16 protein-coding genes are annotated in these 17,548 nt (G+C 73.2%); 11 read left to right on the top strand and 5 right to left on the bottom strand.

What is annotated here, in order from left to right:
* Positions 1–240: 240 nt before the first annotated feature.
* Entirely contained in the window at positions 241–1,545 is a 1,305-nt protein-coding gene (locus tag IE260_RS32525) for a S1 family peptidase (RefSeq protein WP_189878439.1), read from the bottom strand.
* 568 nt (positions 1,546–2,113) lie between these two features.
* On the opposite strand from IE260_RS32525, the gene IE260_RS32530 reads away from it, so the two are divergent.
* The 9 genes from IE260_RS32530 to IE260_RS32570 all read left to right on the top strand — a co-directional run bounded on the left by IE260_RS32530 (position 2,114) and on the right by IE260_RS32570 (position 11,549).
* Positions 2,114–2,329 carry a type A2 lantipeptide gene (locus IE260_RS32530; RefSeq protein ID WP_188181184.1) on the top strand — a complete coding sequence of 72 codons (216 nt, stop codon included), beginning with the start codon at positions 2,114–2,116 and terminating at the stop codon, positions 2,327–2,329.
* Positions 2,330–2,431: 102 nt separating this feature from the next.
* The gene (locus IE260_RS32535; RefSeq protein WP_189878441.1) at positions 2,432–3,238 is read left to right on the top strand and encodes an HlyD family efflux transporter periplasmic adaptor subunit; all 807 of its coding nucleotides are present in this window, start codon (positions 2,432–2,434) and stop codon (positions 3,236–3,238) included.
* Positions 3,235–5,457, top strand: coding sequence for an NHLP family bacteriocin export ABC transporter peptidase/permease/ATPase subunit (locus IE260_RS32540; RefSeq protein ID WP_189878443.1), 2,223 nt, complete (start codon positions 3,235–3,237; stop codon positions 5,455–5,457). Before IE260_RS32535 ends, IE260_RS32540 begins: the two co-directional genes overlap by 4 nt.
* Before the next feature lies 1 nt (position 5,458).
* Complete coding sequence (locus tag IE260_RS32545) at positions 5,459–8,281, top strand: NHLP bacteriocin export ABC transporter permease/ATPase subunit (protein ID WP_189878446.1); 2,823 nt, start codon at positions 5,459–5,461, stop codon at positions 8,279–8,281.
* 86 nt (positions 8,282–8,367) lie between these two features.
* Positions 8,368–9,375, top strand: a complete 1,008-nt coding sequence (locus IE260_RS32550) for a Ppx/GppA family phosphatase (RefSeq protein WP_189878448.1) — start codon at positions 8,368–8,370, stop codon at positions 9,373–9,375.
* A gap of 39 nt (positions 9,376–9,414) precedes the next feature.
* Entirely contained in the window at positions 9,415–9,594 is a 180-nt protein-coding gene (locus IE260_RS32555; protein WP_189878449.1) for a hypothetical protein, read from the top strand.
* Between the two features lie 55 nt (positions 9,595–9,649).
* A complete protein-coding gene (locus IE260_RS32560; RefSeq protein ID WP_189878451.1) occupies positions 9,650–10,645 on the top strand; it encodes an iron-containing redox enzyme family protein in 996 nt (331 codons plus the stop codon).
* 39 nt (positions 10,646–10,684) lie between these two features.
* A complete protein-coding gene (locus IE260_RS32565; protein ID WP_373303437.1) occupies positions 10,685–11,338 on the top strand; it encodes a HemK2/MTQ2 family protein methyltransferase in 654 nt (217 codons plus the stop codon).
* Positions 11,319–11,549 carry a CDGSH iron-sulfur domain-containing protein gene (locus tag IE260_RS32570; protein WP_189878455.1) on the top strand — a complete coding sequence of 77 codons (231 nt, stop codon included), beginning with the start codon at positions 11,319–11,321 and terminating at the stop codon, positions 11,547–11,549. The genes IE260_RS32565 and IE260_RS32570 overlap by 20 nt, the downstream gene beginning before the upstream one ends.
* Before the next feature lie 131 nt (positions 11,550–11,680).
* Here IE260_RS32570 and IE260_RS32575 read toward each other — a convergent pair whose 3' ends face one another.
* Positions 11,681–12,115 (bottom strand): protease inhibitor, encoded by a 435-nt coding sequence (locus IE260_RS32575; RefSeq protein ID WP_189878457.1) that lies wholly within the window; start codon positions 12,113–12,115, stop codon positions 11,681–11,683.
* A gap of 353 nt (positions 12,116–12,468) precedes the next feature.
* Here IE260_RS32575 and IE260_RS32580 point away from each other — a divergent pair, with 353 nt between their 5' ends.
* Together IE260_RS32580 and IE260_RS32585 are read left to right on the top strand one after the other, a co-directional pair.
* Positions 12,469–13,638 carry a lactate 2-monooxygenase gene (locus IE260_RS32580; RefSeq protein WP_189878459.1) on the top strand — a complete coding sequence of 390 codons (1,170 nt, stop codon included), beginning with the start codon at positions 12,469–12,471 and terminating at the stop codon, positions 13,636–13,638.
* Positions 13,635–14,618: a 2-hydroxyacid dehydrogenase gene (locus tag IE260_RS32585; RefSeq protein ID WP_189878461.1), complete on the top strand. Its 984-nt coding sequence runs from the start codon at positions 13,635–13,637 to the stop codon at positions 14,616–14,618. Before IE260_RS32580 ends, IE260_RS32585 begins: the two co-directional genes overlap by 4 nt.
* Here the strand turns inward: IE260_RS32585 and IE260_RS32590 are convergent.
* From IE260_RS32590 to IE260_RS32600, 3 genes are all read right to left on the bottom strand, one after another.
* Entirely contained in the window at positions 14,605–16,212 is a 1,608-nt protein-coding gene (locus tag IE260_RS32590; protein ID WP_189878463.1) for an RICIN domain-containing protein, read from the bottom strand. The two genes, IE260_RS32585 and IE260_RS32590, sit on opposite strands and share 14 nt — an antisense overlap.
* Before the next feature lie 487 nt (positions 16,213–16,699).
* Positions 16,700–17,077 carry a toxin Doc gene (locus IE260_RS32595; protein ID WP_189878465.1) on the bottom strand — a complete coding sequence of 126 codons (378 nt, stop codon included), beginning with the start codon at positions 17,075–17,077 and terminating at the stop codon, positions 16,700–16,702.
* A gap of 3 nt (positions 17,078–17,080) precedes the next feature.
* Complete coding sequence (locus IE260_RS32600; protein WP_188181172.1) at positions 17,081–17,326, bottom strand: hypothetical protein; 246 nt, start codon at positions 17,324–17,326, stop codon at positions 17,081–17,083.
* Between the last annotated feature and the right edge of the window lie 222 nt (positions 17,327–17,548).

Below are 17,548 nucleotides of genomic sequence, written 5' to 3' on the forward strand. Positions count from 1 at the left end.
CGCGGCACCGGGCGTGGTGGCGTCCGCCGTGCACGGCAGGGCGGCGTCGACGGGGAGATCCGGCCTGGTGCGGCATGAGGCGGGCGGGGAGGGACGCATCGCCCGCATCGCGCCGCTGTTCCGATCGGGCGGCTGACGGCACGGCCCGGGACGCGGTCCGGCCCTCCCGCCGGAGGGCCGGACGGTCCCACGCCGGCCGGCGCCACGACGGGGGTGGCCGGCGGCTCGGGAGCCACGGTCTCAGGGAGCCTGCGTCCCCCCGGAGCCGTCCGCGCCGCCGTCGCCCGCACCGTCACCGGCGTCCCCGGCTCCGGCGTCCTCACCTGCACCGGCCTGCCCGGCGCCGGCCTCGTCCCCGCCGCCGACGGCCTCGCCGCCGCCGGTCTGCTCACCGGCACCGGCCCCCTCGTCGCCCGCCGCACCGCCGGTGCCGAGGGTGGCGCCGACCGCCTGCAGGGCGGTGGTGACCGGCTGGAAGAACGTCTCGCCGCCGACCGTGCAGTCGCCGCTGCCGCCGGAGGTCAGGCCGATGGCCAGCCCGTCCTGGGTGAACAGCGGGCCGCCGCTGTCACCGGGTTCGGCACAGACGTCGGTCTGGATGAGGCCCGTGACCGTGCCCTCGGGGTAGTTCACGGTGGCGTCCAGCCCGAGCACCTGACCGTCGGCCAGTCCGGTGGTGCTGCCCATCCGGAACACCTGCTGTCCGACCGTCGCCTCCGCGGCCTCGGTGATCCGCACGGTCTGGTTCCCGACGTCGACCTCGCTCGGGGCCTCGGTCGCGGGGTCGTCGTACCGGACGAGCGCGAAGTCCCCCTCGCCGGGGAAGACCGCCTGGTCGACGGTGGCGATCGGCTGGCCGTCCTGCGCGTCGGACCACTGGTCGGTGGCGACCCCGCAGTGCCCCGCGGTCAGGAAGGCGGGCGAGCCGTCGCCCACGGTGACGTTGAAGCCGAGGGAGCAGCGCGCGCCGCCGCCGAAGACGGCGTCGCCGCCCGACAGATACGGCTTGAAGGTGCCGGTGGACTTCCTGAGGGTGGCCATGCCGGAGCCGAGGCCGTCGACGGTGGACTCCAGCCGGTCCCACCGGGCTCCGGTGACGGTGCTGTCGGCGGTCACCAGGATCTTGTTCGTCCGCGGGTCGATGGCCCACGAGGTGCCCGGGATGGTCGCCTCGGCCTTCAGGGTCTGCGCACCGCCGCGCAGTTCGGCGATGCTGTTGTCGACCGCGCGGACGGCCGCCCCCGCCTTCTTCGCCTGCACGATCACGTTGTTGTTGTCGCCCGGTACGACGTTGACGACGAGCTGCTGCTCGCCGGCGTCGTAGTACGAGCCGGCGAAGGCGTCGCCGAGCAGTCCGGAGAGCTGTGCGGCGAGGTCCGAGGCGTCGGCCGCCTTCAGGGTCCTGGGCGCCGCGGCGACGTCGTCCGAAGTGCCGCCGTCCTGCGAGGCGTTGGCGTTCGGCAGCAGGATCGCGGCCGCTCCGAGCGCCACCACGCCGCCTGCCGCCATGGCGGCCTTGCGCTTCGGAATTCGCTTGTGACTCAACCTTCTCGACCTCCTGGGACGGGGTCCGTGCCGTTCGTGCGGCAGTTGTCGGGGGCGCCTGGATGGCAGTTGGTACGCAGGGGCCGGACGGCGCGTTCAACTCCACCGGATCGACACGCTCCGCATTTGGTCGGCGACGTTCAGTTCCGATCACGGAGCGGAATGCCTACTTCAGAAAATCTGCACATCGAAAACCCAACCCAGTCACCGCCGTTGGCGGACCTCCACAAATCCCCGGTGCCGCTCACGCCTTTGGGACGCAAGTGCCGGATTCGCCGCCGTGGAGGCAAGGGGTGGCGCGGACCGATACCGCGCCCCATGTGAAGAAGTCGCCGCGAAGGCGTGCGCGCACCTGCACGGTTGCCTGCCCCGTCGTTGCAAGTGCCCTGGTGGGAGCGGGTGATTGATTGGAAGCACGGACCGGCCGCGTGCTTTGATCCATCGCACCGCGGGGGCCGCGGAGGGCTCCGGAGAAGGGCGCCCGGCACCCGCGGCCGCGGCCGTCGTCTGTCCCCAGAGGGGGCCGCTCCCCCCTTGTGAAATTGGCTATACGAAGGGAAGTTCCATCATGAACTCCACCCCCCAGGTTGAGACCGTCGAGATCTCCGACGCCGAGCTCGACAACGTCTCCGGCGGCCTGTCCGTGAACGCCGTCGGCACCGTCACCGGCCTGGTGGACGGCATCGCCCCGGTCTCCGGCCTGCTCAACACGGCCGTCGGCACGGTCGAGGGTGTCACCGGTCTGAACACCGCCCCGGTCACCAACCTGGTCGCCGGTCTCTGATCGCGCCCTTGTGCCGTTGAGTCCCGGAGCCGCCCCCCGGTTCCGGGACTTTTCGGCCGTCCTCTTCCGGAATCCTCCGGTCTTCTCTGGGATACGTCCGACGTGCAGTTCCGCCAACAGGCCCTCGCCAAGCTCCAGTCGCCCGAGGAGCTCGACCTCCCGGTGCGCTTCGCCCGCCCTCAGGGCTGGCTCGTGCTCTCCGTGACCGTGGTCGCGATGGCCGCCGCCTCCGTCTGGGCGGTGACCGGCTCGGTGACCTCCACCGTCGGCGCGCCCGCCGTCCTCACGCACGGGCAGGGCAGTTACCTCCTGCAGAGCCCGGTCTCCGGCCAGGTCACCGCCGTCCTCGCCCGGCAGGGCCAGCGGCTGCCCGCCGACTCCCCCGTACTGAAGGTCCGTACCGCCGACGGCGAGACCGTCGTCCGCACGCTCGACGCGGGCCGTGTCAGCGCCCTGGCCGCCACCGTCGGCCAGATCATCCAGACCGGCGCCAACGTCGCCTCCGTCGAGAAGGTCGCCCACGCCGACGACCCGCTCTACGCCACCGTGTACGTCCCCGCCGAGAACGCCGCCGCCATCCCGGCCGACGCCAGGGTCGACCTGACCGTCCAGTCGGTGCCGGCCCAGGAGTACGGCGTGCTGCACGGCCACGTGAAGTCGGTGGACCGCTCGGCCCAGTCCGCGCAGGCGATCTCCGCGTTCCTCGGCGACAGCCAGCTCGGCGAGCAGTTCACCGAGAAGGGCAGGCCGGTGGCCGTGACGGTCCGGCTGGACACCTCGAAGTCCACGAAGAGCGGCTACGAGTGGTCGTCCGCGGACGGCCCGCCGTACCCCCTGACCTCCATGACCCTGGCCACCGGATCGATCCGGCTGGCCGACCGGCGTCCCGTCGATTGGCTGCTGCCGTGAGCACCGCAACTGACACCCGGGGCAGACGCCGTGCCGCCCCGCCGAAGCGCAGGGTGCCCAGCAGCCGGGCGAAGACCGTCCGGACGCCCACCGTGCTCCAGATGGAGGCCGTCGAGTGCGGCGCCGCCTCACTGGCGATGGTGCTCGGCCACTACGGGCGGCACGTCCCGCTGGAGGAGCTGCGCATCGCCTGCGGCGTCTCCCGGGACGGCTCGCGCGCCAGCAATCTGCTGAAGGCGGCGCGCAGTTACGGCCTGACCGCCAAGGGCATGCAGATGGACCTGGCCGCCCTCGCCGAGGTCACGGCCCCCGCCATCCTCTTCTGGGAGTTCAACCACTACGTCGTCTACGACGGCATGGGCCGCCGCTTCGGCCGCCGCGGGGTGTTCGTCAACGACCCCGGCAAGGGCCGCCGCTTCGTCTCCCTGGAGGAGTTCGACGGCAGCTTCACCGGGGTCGTGCTGACCATGGAGCCCGGCGAGGACTTCAGCCGGGGCGGGCGCCGGCCCGGCGTGCTGGGCGCGATGCCGGCCCGGCTGCGCGGCACCGCGGGCACGCTGCCCGCCGCCGTGCTGGCGAGCCTGCTGCTGGTGGCGGTCGGCGCGGCGGTGCCCGCGCTCAGCCGCACCTACATCGACATGTTCCTGATCGGCGGCCAGACCTCGCTGCTTGGCGTGCTGTTCGCCTCGATGGCGGCGTGCGTGCTGCTCACGGTGGTGCTGACCTGGCTCCAGCAGGCGAACCTGCTGCACGGCAGGATCATCTCCTCCACCCTCTCCAGCGCCCGCTTCCTGCGCCACCTGCTGCGGCTTCCGGTGACGTTCTTCTCCCAGCGCAGCCCGGCCGACCTGGTGCAGCGGCTGCAGTCCAACGACGCCGTGGCCGAGACCCTGGCCCGCGATCTCGCGGCGGCCGGCGTCGACGCGATCGTCGTCGTCCTGTACGCCGTACTGCTGTACACGTACGACCCCCAGCTCACCTTCGTCGGCATCGGTGTGGCGCTGCTCAACATCCTCGCGATGCGCGTCGTCATCCGGCTGCGCGCGACGCGCACGGCGAAGCTGCGCGCGGACACGGCCCGGCTGACCAACACCGCCTACACGGGCCTGCAGCTGATCGAGACGATGAAGGCGACCGGCGGCGAGGACGGCTACTTCCGCAAGTGGGCCGGGCAGCACGCCACCACTCTGGAGGAGCAGCAGCGGCTCGGGGTGCCGAGCGCCTGGCTCGGCGTGGTCGCCCCGACACTCGCCACGCTCAACAGCGCGCTGATCCTGTGGATCGGCGGCATGCGGGCGGTCGAGGGCCACATCTCGGTCGGCCTCCTGGTCGCCTTCCAGGCGCTGGTCACCCGCTTCACCGCCCCGCTGACCCGCCTGAACGGCGTCGCGGGCCGCATCCAGGACTTCGCGGCCGACGTGGCCCGGCTGAAGGACGTGGAGAACTTCCGCGCCGACCCGCTCTACGACCGCCCCGGCGCCGGCGACTCCACGCGACGCCTGCACGGCCACGTCGAGCTGCAGAACGTCTCCTTCGGCTACAACCCGCTGGACAAGCCGCTGCTCACCGGCTTCGACCTGACTGTCGGGCCGGGACGGCAGGTGGCCCTGGTCGGCGGCTCCGGCAGCGGCAAGTCCACGGTGTCCCGGCTGATCTCGGGGCTGTACGCCCCGTGGGAGGGCGTCATCCGCATCGACGGACAGCGCCTGGAGGACATCCCGCGCGGGGCGCTGGCCTCCTCCGTCTCCTTCGTCGACCAGGACGTGTTCCTCTTCGAGGGCACCGTGCGCGACAACGTGGCGCTGTGGGACCCGTCGGTCCCGGACGACGCGGTGGTGGAGGCGCTCAGGGACGCGGCGCTGTACGACGTCGTCATGCGCCGCCCCGGCGGCATCCACAGCAGGGTCGAGCAGGACGGCCGCAACTTCTCCGGCGGGCAGCGCCAGCGCCTGGAGATCGCGCGGGCGCTGGTGCGCAGGCCGAGCATCCTCGTCCTCGACGAGGTGACCAGCGCCCTGGACGCGGAGACGGAGCTGGTGGTGATGGACAACCTGCGCAGGCGGGGCTGTGCCTGCGTGGTGATCGCGCACCGGCTCAGCACGGTGCGGGACAGCGACGAGATCGTCGTCCTGCAGCACGGCACGGTCGTCGAGCGCGGGCGGCACGAGGAGCTGCTGGCGCACGGCGGCGCCTACGCGGCGCTGGTCAGGGAGCGGTGAGATGACGTCCGTGCAGGAAGGACAGGGCGACCTCGTCCTCGGCGCGCTCGGGTCCCTGGGCACGCGCGTGGACTGCGCCGGGTTCAGCCGTCTGGACCTGGAGGGCCCGCAGGTGCTGTGGCTGGTGGCCGCGGGCGCGGTGGACCTGTTCGCGGTCGACGCCGAGCAGCAGGGCCACTGGCACCACCTGGGCCGGCTGGAGGCGGGTTCGGTGCTGCTCGGCCCGGTCGCCGGGCCCCAGCACACGCTGGTGGCACGCCCGCTGCGGGACTGCGTCGTGCACCGCATCGGGCTGCGCGAGCTGTACCAGCCGGCGAGCACCCAGACGTGGTCGTACGACGAGTACGGCAACCCCCAGTACGTGCCCCCGACGACGAGTCCGCTGGAGTACGCCCTCGCCCTCGGCGTCGGCCGCAGCCTGTCCATCCTCTTCCAGGCGCCGATGGCCACGGAGCGGGCCGCGGCGCCCACGGACGACGACGTGTTCTGGATGCAGGTCCCGCCCGGCAGCGTGCAGTACGGCTCCCTGTACGGCGACGAGGCAGCTGCCGACCTGCTCATGGACCCGGCGCTGTGGCAGAGCATGGTCGACCAGCAGTTCCGGCTGCTGACCACGCTGGACCGCTGGATCGAACAGCTGGAGCGCACCCACGAGACCCGCACGGCGGCCGGCATCAGGGCCGGCGAGGCCGTACGGGCCCAGGCCGACCGGACGCTGCTGGCGTCGATCGGCAAGCGGTCCGGCCGGGGCACCACGGCCGCCGACGCCGACGCCACCTACGCGGCCTGCAAGCTGGTCGCACGGGCGGCCGGCATCACGCTCGCCGAGCCCGCCCAGAGCGGTACGGAGAGCGACCGTCTCGACCCGGTGGAGCGGGTCGCCCTCGCCTCGCGCGTGCGGACCCGGGCGGTCACGCTGGAGGGCCGCTGGTGGCGGGACGACGTCGGGCCGCTGGTCGGCCGCCGGGCCCTGTCGGGAGCACCGGTGGCGCTGCTGTGGCGGCGCGGCGGGTACGTGGCCGTCCATCCGGCGACCGGACGCGAGACACCGGTGGAGAAGGCGAACGCCGGGGAGTTCGAGCCGCGCGCGGTGATGTTCTACCGGCCGCTGCCCGAGCGCCGGCTGAGCCCGCTGCGGCTGCTGCGGTTCTGTCTGCAGGGCACCCGCGGTGATCTGACCGGTCTGCTGCTCAGCGGGCTGGTGACGGTGGCCATCGGCGCGCTGGTGCCCGTCGCGACCGGCAAGGTGCTCGGCGAGTTCGTGCCGAAGGCCCAGACCGGTCTGATCGTGCAGGTCTGTCTCGCGGTGATGCTGAGCAGCGTGGTCGCCGCGGCCTTCATGCTGCTGCAGAACCTCACCATCCTGCGGCTGGAGGGCCGTATCGAGGCCACGCTCCAGCCGGCCGTGTGGGACAGGCTGCTGCGGCTGCCGACGACGTTCTTCACCCAGCGCTCGACCGGTGAGCTGGCGAGCGCGGCCATGGGCATCAGCGCCATCCGCAGACTGCTCGCGGGGGTCGGCCCGACGGTGGCCCAGTCGGTGACCGTCGGGGCGATGAACCTGGGTCTGCTGCTGTGGTACAGCGTGCCGATGGCCCTCGCGGCGATCGGCATGCTCGTCGTCGTCGCCGCCGTGTTCCTCGCGCTCGGGCTGTGGCAGGTGCGCTGGCAGCGGCGGCTGGTGCGGCTCACCAACAAGCTGAACAACCAGGCGTTCCAGACCCTGCGCGGACTGCCCAAGCTGCGGGTGGCGGCGGCCGAGAACTACGCGTACGCGGCCTGGGCGGACCGGTTCGCCCGCAGCCGCGAGCTGCAGCAGCGGGCGGGACGGGTCAAGAACCTCAACGCGGTGCTCGGCGCGGTCTATCTGCCGCTGTGCACCCTGCTGATGTTCATGCTGCTGGCCGGCCCGGCGCGCGGTTCGATGTCGGCGGCGGCGTTCCTCACCTTCAACACCTCGATGACGATGCTGCTGACCTCGGTCACCCAGCTGACCGGCGCGTTCGTCTCGGCGGTGGCCGCGCTGCCGCTGTTCGAGGAGATCCGGCCGGTGCTGGATGCCACGCCCGAGGTGCGTACGGCGAGCACCCGGCCGGGTCCGCTGTCCGGGGCGATCGAGGCGCGGCGGCTGTCGTTCCGGTACACCGACGACGGGCCACTGGTGCTGGACGACGTGTCGTTCGAGGTGCGTCCGGGCGAGTTCGTGGCGGTCGTCGGTCCCAGCGGCTGCGGCAAGTCGACCCTGCTGAGGCTGCTGATCGGCTTCGACCGTCCGCTGTCGGGCAGCGTCCTGTACGACGGTCAGGATCTGGCCGCGCTGGACCAGTCCGCCGTACGCCGCCAGTGCGGGGTGGTGCTCCAGCACGCGCAGCCGTTCACCGGCTCGATCCTGGACGTCATCTGCGGCACCGAGCCGTACACGCCGGAGGAGGCGATGGCGGCGGCCGAGATGGCCGGGCTCGCCGAGGACATCAAGCGGATGCCGATGGGCCTGCACACCATCGTCTCGGGCAGCGGGGCGGTCTCCGGCGGCCAACGGCAGCGGCTGATGATCGCGCAGGCGCTGATCCGCCGCCCGCGCATCCTCTTCCTCGACGAGGCGACCAGCGCCCTCGACAACGAGACGCAGCGCACGGTGATCGAGTCCACCAAGGCCCTCAACGCCACCCGGATCGTCATCGCGCACCGCCTGTCCACGGTGCTGGACGCCGACCGCGTGATCGTGATGGAGGACGGCAAGGTCGCCCAGCAGGGCCCGCCGGCCGCGCTCCTGGCGGACACGGGCGGCCGGCTGCACGAGCTGGTGCGCAGGCAGCTGGCCTGACCAGTACCGTGCGGCGTGGCGGCGTGTTCCGGCCGTACCGGCCCGCCCTCCGGCTGAGCGGCGCGTAAGTGGGTACCTGCGCCTGCATGCGAATCAGCGTGGTGGATGTGGGGTCGAACACGGTCCGTCTGGTGGTGGCGGACGCGCAGGACGGGGTGCCGTTGCCGGTCCACACGGCCAAGTGGCGACTGCGGCTGTCGGAGCACGTCACACCGGGCGGGCCGGTCCCGGAGGAGGCCGTCGAGCGGCTCGTGGAAGCGGTCACGCAGGCGAGCAGGACCGCGGCCCGGTGGGGCGCGGCCGGGCCGCTCGCCTTCGCGACCGCCGTGGTGCGGGCCGCGCCGAACCGCCAGGAGGTGCTGCGTGCCGTCCGCGCCCGCACGGGGGTGGATCTGTGCACGCTGCCGGGCGAGGTGGAGGCCGAGCTGACGTTCCTCGGGGCCCGGCGCTGGATGGGCTGGCGATCCGGCCCGCTCGCCCTGCTGGACATCGGCGGCGGCTCCCTGGAGGTCGCCTTCGGCCGCGGGCGGCTCCCCGACTTCGTGGCCTCGCTGCCGCTCGGGGCGGGACGGCTGACCCACGAGTTCTTCGCGCAGGCGGATCCGCCGCTGCCGGAGCAGGTCCGGGCGCTGCGCCGCAAGGTCCGCCACCAGCTGCGGGACGTGGCGGCCCGGATCCGCTGGGAGGGGCCGCGCACCGCGGTGGCCACCTCGCGCACCTTCCAGCAGCTGGGGCGGCTGTGCGGTGCGGCGCCCGGTCGCCAGGGCCCGTTCGTGGAGCGCCGACTGCACTGCGCGGACCTGCGGGCGGCGGTCGACCGGCTGGCGGTCCTGCCCGCCGCCGAACGGGCCCGTCTGCCCGGCATCTCCGCACCGCGCGCCGCGCAGAGCCTGGCCGGCGCGGTGGTCGGGCACACCGTCATGAAACTGACCGGCCTGGAAGCGGTGACGATCTGTCCCTGGGCGATCCGCGAGGGGGTGCTGTTGCGCCACATCGAGGACGGCCCGTCCTGGTGGGCCGAGATCACCCGGCGCAACGAGGAGGCCACGCCCCCGGGCCCGGTGCCGCTGCGCATCGCGACCACGTCGAGCTGACCACCGCGAGAAGTGAAACGCACGAGGAAGGAGACATCCGTGTCCCAGAACGACCGCACCCCCGACAAGCCCGAGACGGCCCTCGAGGAGGTGCTCCGCGAGGTCGAGGACGCCGAGACCCGTGACCCCGGGAGCGAGAGGGACCGGCGGCACCGGGGTGAGGCGGGGGACGCCACCTCACCGAACACCGAGGCACAGGAGGAATCCGCAGGAGAGTGACGCGGCGCGCGCGGGGACCGGGGGTGCCACGGCGTCCCCCGGGTACTCGCGACGCATGGAGTACGACCACGAAGGACCGCCGCTGCCGTCGGCCCGGGGCCCGCTGTCCGCGGCCGTCCGGGACTACCTGCTCAGCGGGGGCTTGCTGCCGCCCGAAGAGGCCGTCGCCGCCGCGCCCGCGTACGGCGACGACCTCCAGCTCGCCCTGTACCAGTGCTACGAGCTGCACTACCGGGGCTTCGCCGGGGTGTCCCCCGACCGGGAGTGGGACCCCGACCTGCTGCGCCTGCGCGCGGCTCTGGAGCACCGCTTCCTGACCGCCCTGCGCGCCGACACCGACGTCCACGACAGTGTGGCGGACGCGGTCGGCGACCTGCTCGTGGAACCCGTGGACGGCAAGGGTGTCACGCACTTCCTGCGCAACGAGGGCGAGTTGTGGCACCTGCGCGAGTACGCGGCCCAGCGGTCCCTGTACCACCTGAAGGAGGCCGACCCGCACGCCTGGGTGCTGCCCCGGCTGTCGGGCCGGGCCAAGGCGGCGATGGCGGCGGTGGAGTTCGACGAGTACGGCGGTGGCCGCCCCGACCGGGTGCACGCCCGCCTGTTCGCCGACCTGATGGGGGACCTGGGCCTGGACACGACGTACGGGCGCCATCTCGACGCGGCGTCCGCGGAGTGCCTGGCCACGGTGAACCTGATGTCCCTGTTCGGCCTGCACCGGGCACTGCGGGGCGCTCTCGTCGGTCACTTCGCGGCCGTCGAGATCACCTCGTCGCCGGGTTCCCGGCGGCTCGCCGAGGCGATGCGGCGCACCGGCGCCGGGCCGGCCGCCGAGCACTTCTACGACGAGCACGTCGAGGCCGACGCGGTCCACGAGCAGGTCGTGCGCCACGAGGTGATCGGCGGTCTGCTGGAGCAGGAGCCGCATCTCGAGCCGGACGTCGTCTTCGGCATCGACGCCACCGGCCACGTCGAGGACCGCTTGGCGGCCCGGCTGCTCGGCGACTGGCGGGCCGGCCGGTCGTCGCTGCGCACTCCCCTGCCCTCCTGAGACAGCCATCTTTCGTGGCCTGCGGGGTACGTGGTCTTCGTGAATCCGTTGGTACCACCGGGCGTCTACGCCCCTCAGGAAGACACGGCCCTGCTGGCCGGTGCCCTGTCCGACGAGGCGCTCCTCGTGGGCGCGGCCGTCCTCGACGTGGGCACCGGCACGGGTGCGCTGGCCCTCGCGGCCGCCCGCCTGGGCTGCCGGGTGACCGCAGTGGATGTGTCACGGCGGGCGGTGTACGCGGCCCGGCTGAACGCCGCGCGGGCCGGGCTGCGGGTCCGGGTCCTGCGGGGCAACCTCTTCGACCCGGTGCGGGGTGAGTCGTTCGACCTCGTCCTGGCCAATCCGCCGTACGTTCCGGCGCCGGGCGGTGGCCGGCGGCCGCGCGGTGCGGCCCGGGCGTGGGACGCGGGCCATGACGGCCGGCTCGTCCTGGACCGGATCTGCCGGGAGGTGCCGGCCATGCTGAGTCCCGGTGGCGTGCTGCTGCTCGTGCAGTCCGCGCTCAGCGATCCCGACCGGACCGTCGGGCAGCTGCGCGCGGCCGGCCTCAAGGCCGCGGTGACACGGCGGCACCGGATCGCGTTCGGTCCCGTGGTGCGCGGCAGGGAGCGCTGGCTGCGGCAGCGGGGCCTGCTGGCCACGACCGACGACGAAGAGGAACTGGTGGTCGTCCGTGCCGAACTCCCCGTCTGACACCCCTCGCCGGATCACCGTCCAGCGCCGGGGCCCGCTGCTGGTGGAGGGCCCCGTGGAGGTCGAGTTGGAGGACGGCACGACGGTGTCCTCCGACCGCTTCCGGGTCGCCCTGTGCACCTGCCGCCGCAGCCGCCGCTACCCCTGGTGCGACACCAGCCACCGCGCCAGGTCGTCCGGGCCCGACGACGGGGCCGCGTCCGGCGGCTGACCCGGGGAACGGCGGACGGCCCCACTCCGTCCGCCGCCCCCGGTGCGGGACCGCGACAGTCGCGCGGCGGCGCTCGCACTCCCCAGCAGCGAGCCGCCGGTCACGCCGCGCGGGCCGGGCGGTCCCGGTCCTCAGAACGTGAAGACGCTCGCGCCGTGGGCGCTCTTCACGCACTCGTTGGCGAAGGTGCGCTCGTAGGAGACGCGCCGGCCCTGCCAGACCCCGTCGACGGTGACGACGACGGGGGCGTACTCCCGGGTGCACAGCACGTCGGCGTCGGCCGCGAGGGCGTCGAGGTCGCCTCCCGCGCCGCGCAGCTCGGCGCAGGCCGACTCGGCGGCCGGATGGGTGCCGGAGGCCGTCGGGGCGCAGGTCAGGGTGACCGCGCGGACCGGTGTGACGGTGGCAGCGCTCTCTCCGTGCCCGACGGTCAGCACCAGGGCCGAGGGGGCGTGGAGCGACGCAGGGGCGGTGCCCGGGGAGGCGAGGGCGGCCCCGGCGAGGGGCCCGCAGACGGCGGTGGCCGTCAGGCCCAGAGTCGCTGCCCAGCGCGCGGTGTTCCGCATTGTGTGCATCCTTCCGCTCGATTCGAGGGTGTCGCCGGCCCGGCTCGGTCGGTGCCGGAACGGCGAGCGCGAGTCTTGCCGAGTCCGCCGCCGAAGCACACCTCGACCCCATGCGTTTCAGTAACCTTGCGTATTGAATCAGTGGCGGGAAGTCACGGAATTCGAACGTTCCAAGCCCGGAACAGGGCGGTTCTTGATCGCCCGGTTACGCCGGATGGCGCGATCCACGCGTTCGGCAATCGGCCTGAAACATTCCGCTTGGGACTCGGTCCACCCCTGCCCGGGGAGCCCCGGCCTACTCGCGAGTATCGTCGGGGCGACGCGAGCTCGACGACGAGAGGCGGGGCACCCGGATGGCGAAGCACTGGGCGGACTTCCAGTACGAGATCTACCTGAACGGGATGACGGGGGCCGTGCCACGGCTGCCCACCGATCTGACCCGGCTGGAACAGCTCACCGAACAGCGGCTCGGCCCCGGCCCCGTCGGGTACGTGGCGGGCAGCGCGGGCGACGGCAGCACGGCCCGCGCCAACCGCGCGGCGCTGGACCGGCGGCGGATCGTGCCGCGGATGCTGCGGGACGTGGGGACACGCGATCTGTCCGTCGAGGTGCTGGGGCGTGCGCTGCCCGCCCCGCTGGCGCTGGCACCGGTCGGCGTTCTGTCGATCATGCACCCGGACGCCGAGCCGGCGGCGGCGCGTGCCGCCGCGGCGCAGGGCGTGCCGTACATCCTGTCCTCCGCGTCCAGCACGCCGATGGAGGAGGTCGCGGAGGCGATGGGCGAGGGCGAGCGCTGGTTCCAGCTGTACTGGCCCAAGGACCGCGAGGTGGCCCGCAGTTTCCTGGACCGGGCGAAGGCGTCCGGGTACACCGCGCTCGTCGTCACGCTGGACACTCCGATGCTGTCCTGGCGCCCGCGGGACCTCGACCAGGCGTACCTGCCGTTCCTGCACGGGGTCGGCACCGCCAACTACTTCTCCGACCCGGCGTTCAGGGCTGGGCTCGCCAAGCCGGTCCACGAGGACCCGAACGCGGCGGTGATGCATTTCGTCGGCATGTTCTCCGACCCCGGCAAGACCTGGCCGGACCTGGCGTTCCTGCGGGAGAACTGGGACGGCCCGATCGTGCTCAAGGGCATCCTGCACCCGGACGACGCCAGGCTCGCCGCCGACGCCGGGATGGACGGCGTGGTGGTGTCCAACCACGGCGGCCGTCAGGTGGCCGGTTCCGTCGCGGCGGCCGACGCGCTGCCCCGCGTGGCCGAGGCCGTCGGCGACCGTCTCACCGTGCTGTTCGACAGCGGCGTCCGCACCGGCGACGACGTCTTCAAGGCGCTCGCGCTCGGCGCGCGGGCGGTGCTCCTCGGCCGCCCGTACGTCTACGGCCTCGGCCTGGACGGTCAGGCCGGCGTCGAGCACGTGATCCGCTGCCTGCTCGCCGAACTCGACCTCACCCTCGCCCTGTCCGGACACGCCTCACCGGCCACGCCCGGCGCCGCCGACCTCGTCGAGGAATCCGCGTGACCGGCCTCAGGAACGTCCTCGCGATCGTCGCGCCCCACGTGGGAGGCCGCGCCGCCGGTGCCGGGCTCGCCACGGTCCTGCCCGGCGAGGCACGCGTCACCGTCGTCGAGAGCGCGGACGAGGACCCGGCCGCGTTGCGCGAGGCCCATGTCGTCATCACGGCGCTCGCCCCGGTGACGGCCGGACACCTCGGCGCCGCACCCGAGTTGGCCCTGGTCCAGTGCGCGAGCCACGGCTTCGACTACGTCGACGTCGCCGCCGCACGCGAGCGCGGCATCCCGGTGTGCACGATCGGTTCCAGCGGTGCCGAGGCGCAGAACGTCGCCGAGCAGACCTTCGCCCTCATGCTGGCGCTCGCCAAGCAGCTGGTGCCCGCCCACCTCGCGCTCACCGAGGCCGACTGGGCGCTCCCCCGGCTCCAGCGATCGATCACCGAGCTGTCCGGCAAGACCCTCGGCATCGTGGGCCTCGGCCAGATCGGGCAGCAGGTCGCCCGCCGCGCCGCCGCGTTCGACATGACCGTCGTCTACGCCGGCCGGCGCCGGGTGCCGCCGGAGACGGAGGCCCGGCTCGGCGGCGCCCGCCACGTCCCGCTGGACGAACTGCTGCGCACCGCCGACTACGTCACGCTGCACGCGCCCCTCACCGAGGAGACCCGGCATCTGCTGGACGCACGGCGGCTGGCGCTGCTCAAACCGACCGCGTTCGTCGTCAACACGGCGCGGGGCGCCCTGATCGACCAGGACGCGCTCGCGGACGCGCTGGAGCGGGGCGCCCTGGCCGGGGCGGGCATCGACGTCTTCGATCCCGAGCCGCCCACCCCGGCGCTGCGCCTGCTGAAGTCACCGAACGTGGTGCTCTCGCCGCACGTCGCCGGGGTCACCCGCGAGACGCTGGTACGGATCGCGCTGGCCGCGGTCCGCAACGTGAGCTCGTTCCTCGCGGGCGAGTCGCCACGGGACGTCGTCAACCGGCCGTGACACCGGCCGGCCGGACGGGTGCCGCGCCGGCCCTCGCGATCGAAAGCGATCCCTCGGCCGCCGGTGCCCGCTCGGTCCGCCAGCGCTGGCCGGTGGAGCCGTCGTGGACCTTGACCACGATGTCGGCGCCCGGGTCGTCGGTGGTGGCGGCGAGGGCCAACTGCCTCTCCCAGCGGGGCAGCAGCTCGCCCTGCGCGCCCTGCTCGTAGCGGACGTCGTCGCCCCGCTCGGTGCCCTCGTCGGCGCAGGTACCGAGGATGACGACTCCGGCGTCCGCCTGCGAGTCCAGACACAGCCCCGGGTCGGCGACGCTGCGCAGGAGTCCGTCGTCCTCGTACGTCCACTGCTGTGTCCACGACCGGGAGCACTCCGCCAGCCGGGCGCCCGCCCCGGCCATCGGCTCGCCCCGGACGTCGAGGCAGAGACCGGCGGCGACGTTGCGCAGCCGGGTGCGGTCGGGTGCCGTGGGCAGATCCGCGGTGCCGGGCGGTTCGGGGCGGCTGGTCGCGGAGGCCACGCCGCGGCCGTCGACCGCGCTGGTGGACGCGGCGGGATCGGCGCCGCCGCCGTCGTACGACCACACGCTCACCACGAGGACGATCGCCAGCACCCCCGCCGAGGCGGCACCGACCCCCCTGAGCACGGACCGGACCGAGCGCGGCCCGAGCGGGGTCCGGCGGACCGGCACGGGTACCCGGGCCAGCAGACCGGGGCGTCCACCGCGGTGCCGGGCGGCGCCGTGGCCACGTGTGCCGGGCGCCCCTCGGCCCGGGCGGGAGTCGAGATAGCGCCGGGCGCCCCAGCCGAGCACCGCCTCGGCCATCAGCGTGCCCAGGCCCCGTTCGAAATGACTGAGCTGTTCGGCCGCGTGACGGCAGTGACGGCAGTCCGCCAGATGTTTCCGCACATCCGGCAGCAGGGTGCCGCCCCGGCGGATCGGGACGTCGAGGAGGCGGCTGTGGAAGCGGCAGTCCTGGGTCGGCGCGAGTTGCCGATGGGCATGGACACATCCCTCGCGGAATTTCTCACGCGCCTGTTCGAGCGTGACCGACGCCGTGTCGGTATCCATGCCGAGCAGGCCGGCCGGGACACTTATGGGCTCCCCCTCGACCTCCGTGTGCCAGAGCAAACAGCGGGCGGGTCCGGGAAGGGATGCGAAAGACCGGGCGGCCAGCGTGCGGTTTTCCGGTGTCAGGGACTTCGCCGCGCGCATACCGCGCCCGCCGGCGGGTTTGAGCAGTTCCGGAAGAACGCCGGACGTCCGCTCGTCGGCGGACCACTGCCGGACCGTGTCCCGCACGGCGACCAGCAGGCGCGGGCGCAGCGCCGTGGCCGGTTCGCCCTGCGCGAGGAGGTCCAGGACACGGTGCCAGGCGGCGGCGGTGACCATGGCGGTGACCTGCGCCGACGAAGCGAGACAGATGGCCGCGTAGTCGTGCGCGGGCTGCCAGTGCCGCGCCATCAGCAACGCGGCGGCCCGGGCGGCCTCACTCTCCGGCCGGTCCCTGAGCCGGGCGGCCAGGGTCTCGTCGGGCTCCCCGGGGTCCCCGCCGGAAGGGGGGTGATGAGGACGAGGGGGGTGGGGGGTGGGCACTGAGACATTTCCTTCCCACGCGCATGTGACACAGAAGTTCTGGTCGCCGAAAAGGACCCAGGATTGGTGTATACCTTTTGGGCGCGATGTGGGGAGGCGAATTCACCGACGGTGAATCGGACCTGGTTCTCAAGACGCGTGCGAGACCCGGCCATTACCCCCCGCACGAGTGCTTCACTCTCGCACAAAGCACTCATGGTCAACAAGGCGCCCGAGCAACATCAGCCGCCTTTGAAAGAAGGTCAATTGCGCGGCGGCTCACGTCACTCGCCGCGGCTTTCGTCATTCTTGATGCGCCCCGTGTGAAACACGCGCACGCGCGAGCACGCCGCGCACGCTCCCGGCGCGGGGTCCGGCGTAGTGCACTGGAAGCGGCCCTTCTCGGAAGGCCCCGCGCGGGGACGGCGGCTCTCCCGCGCGCAAGGGCCGCCGGCCCTGTTCCTCCCGCCCTCGGTCGGCGGCCCCGGGGGGAAGGACGGGTGGTGCCTCAGATCTGCCAGGAGCGCAGCCGGTCGGCCGCGCTGTAGACGTCGGCCTCACCGGAGATCAGGTCACGGGCGAGGTCGACGAGGGCACCGTAGGGCGGGTCGATACCGACACCGCTGACGAACATGTACGCCACGGCCGTCGCGCAGGCGAAGCGGGCATTGGCCGACGGCAGGGGCCTGAGCACCGCGAGGGTGTGCAGCAGGGCGGCGGCCCGCCAGGCGGGGTCGGAGTTCACGCCGAGGCGGGGCGGGTCGACGCGGTGCCGGGCGACGGCGGCGACCAGTGCCGAGAAGTCGTTGATGGTGGGCTGCTCCGGCAGCACCTCCTCGTGACGCTGGAGCAGCCAGGGAACGTCGATGTGCAGGACGGGTGCCATGGGTCAGGCGGCCCGCCCCTCGCCCCTCGCGGGCGGTTCGTCGTCGGGGAAGGCGGCGGCGAACTCGTCGGCGTGGGCCTGGAAGAAGCGGCGGAACGCCTCCGCGCCCTCCTGCAGCGCCCGGTGCCGGGCTATGTCCGCGGCGGCCGCCTCCCGCACGAGCGCCTTCATCGACGTACCGCGCTCCTTGGCGATCTGCCGCAGGTCCTCGAGCTCGCGGTCGCTGAACTCCACGTTCAGAGCTGGCATGCCTGCCACGGTACCGCGCGGGGTACTGGCCAGTAAATAGCCCCAGGTCAGACCAGTGTTCGAACGGTACCGCGAGAGGTCGACCCGCACCTCGGCCCCGGTCCGCCACGAAGGAGTCCGTCCTGGCCAGTGCCGCTTCCGGTCGTCGGTGCGCTCGTGGGCCGACCAGGACCGGACGCGGTCGACCGGAACCGCCCGGAGCCGAGGGGTTCGGGTCCGCAC

Source organism: Streptomyces viridiviolaceus, assembly GCF_014650995.1.
In the GTDB taxonomy this organism is placed as follows: domain Bacteria; phylum Actinomycetota; class Actinomycetes; order Streptomycetales; family Streptomycetaceae; genus Streptomyces; species Streptomyces viridiviolaceus.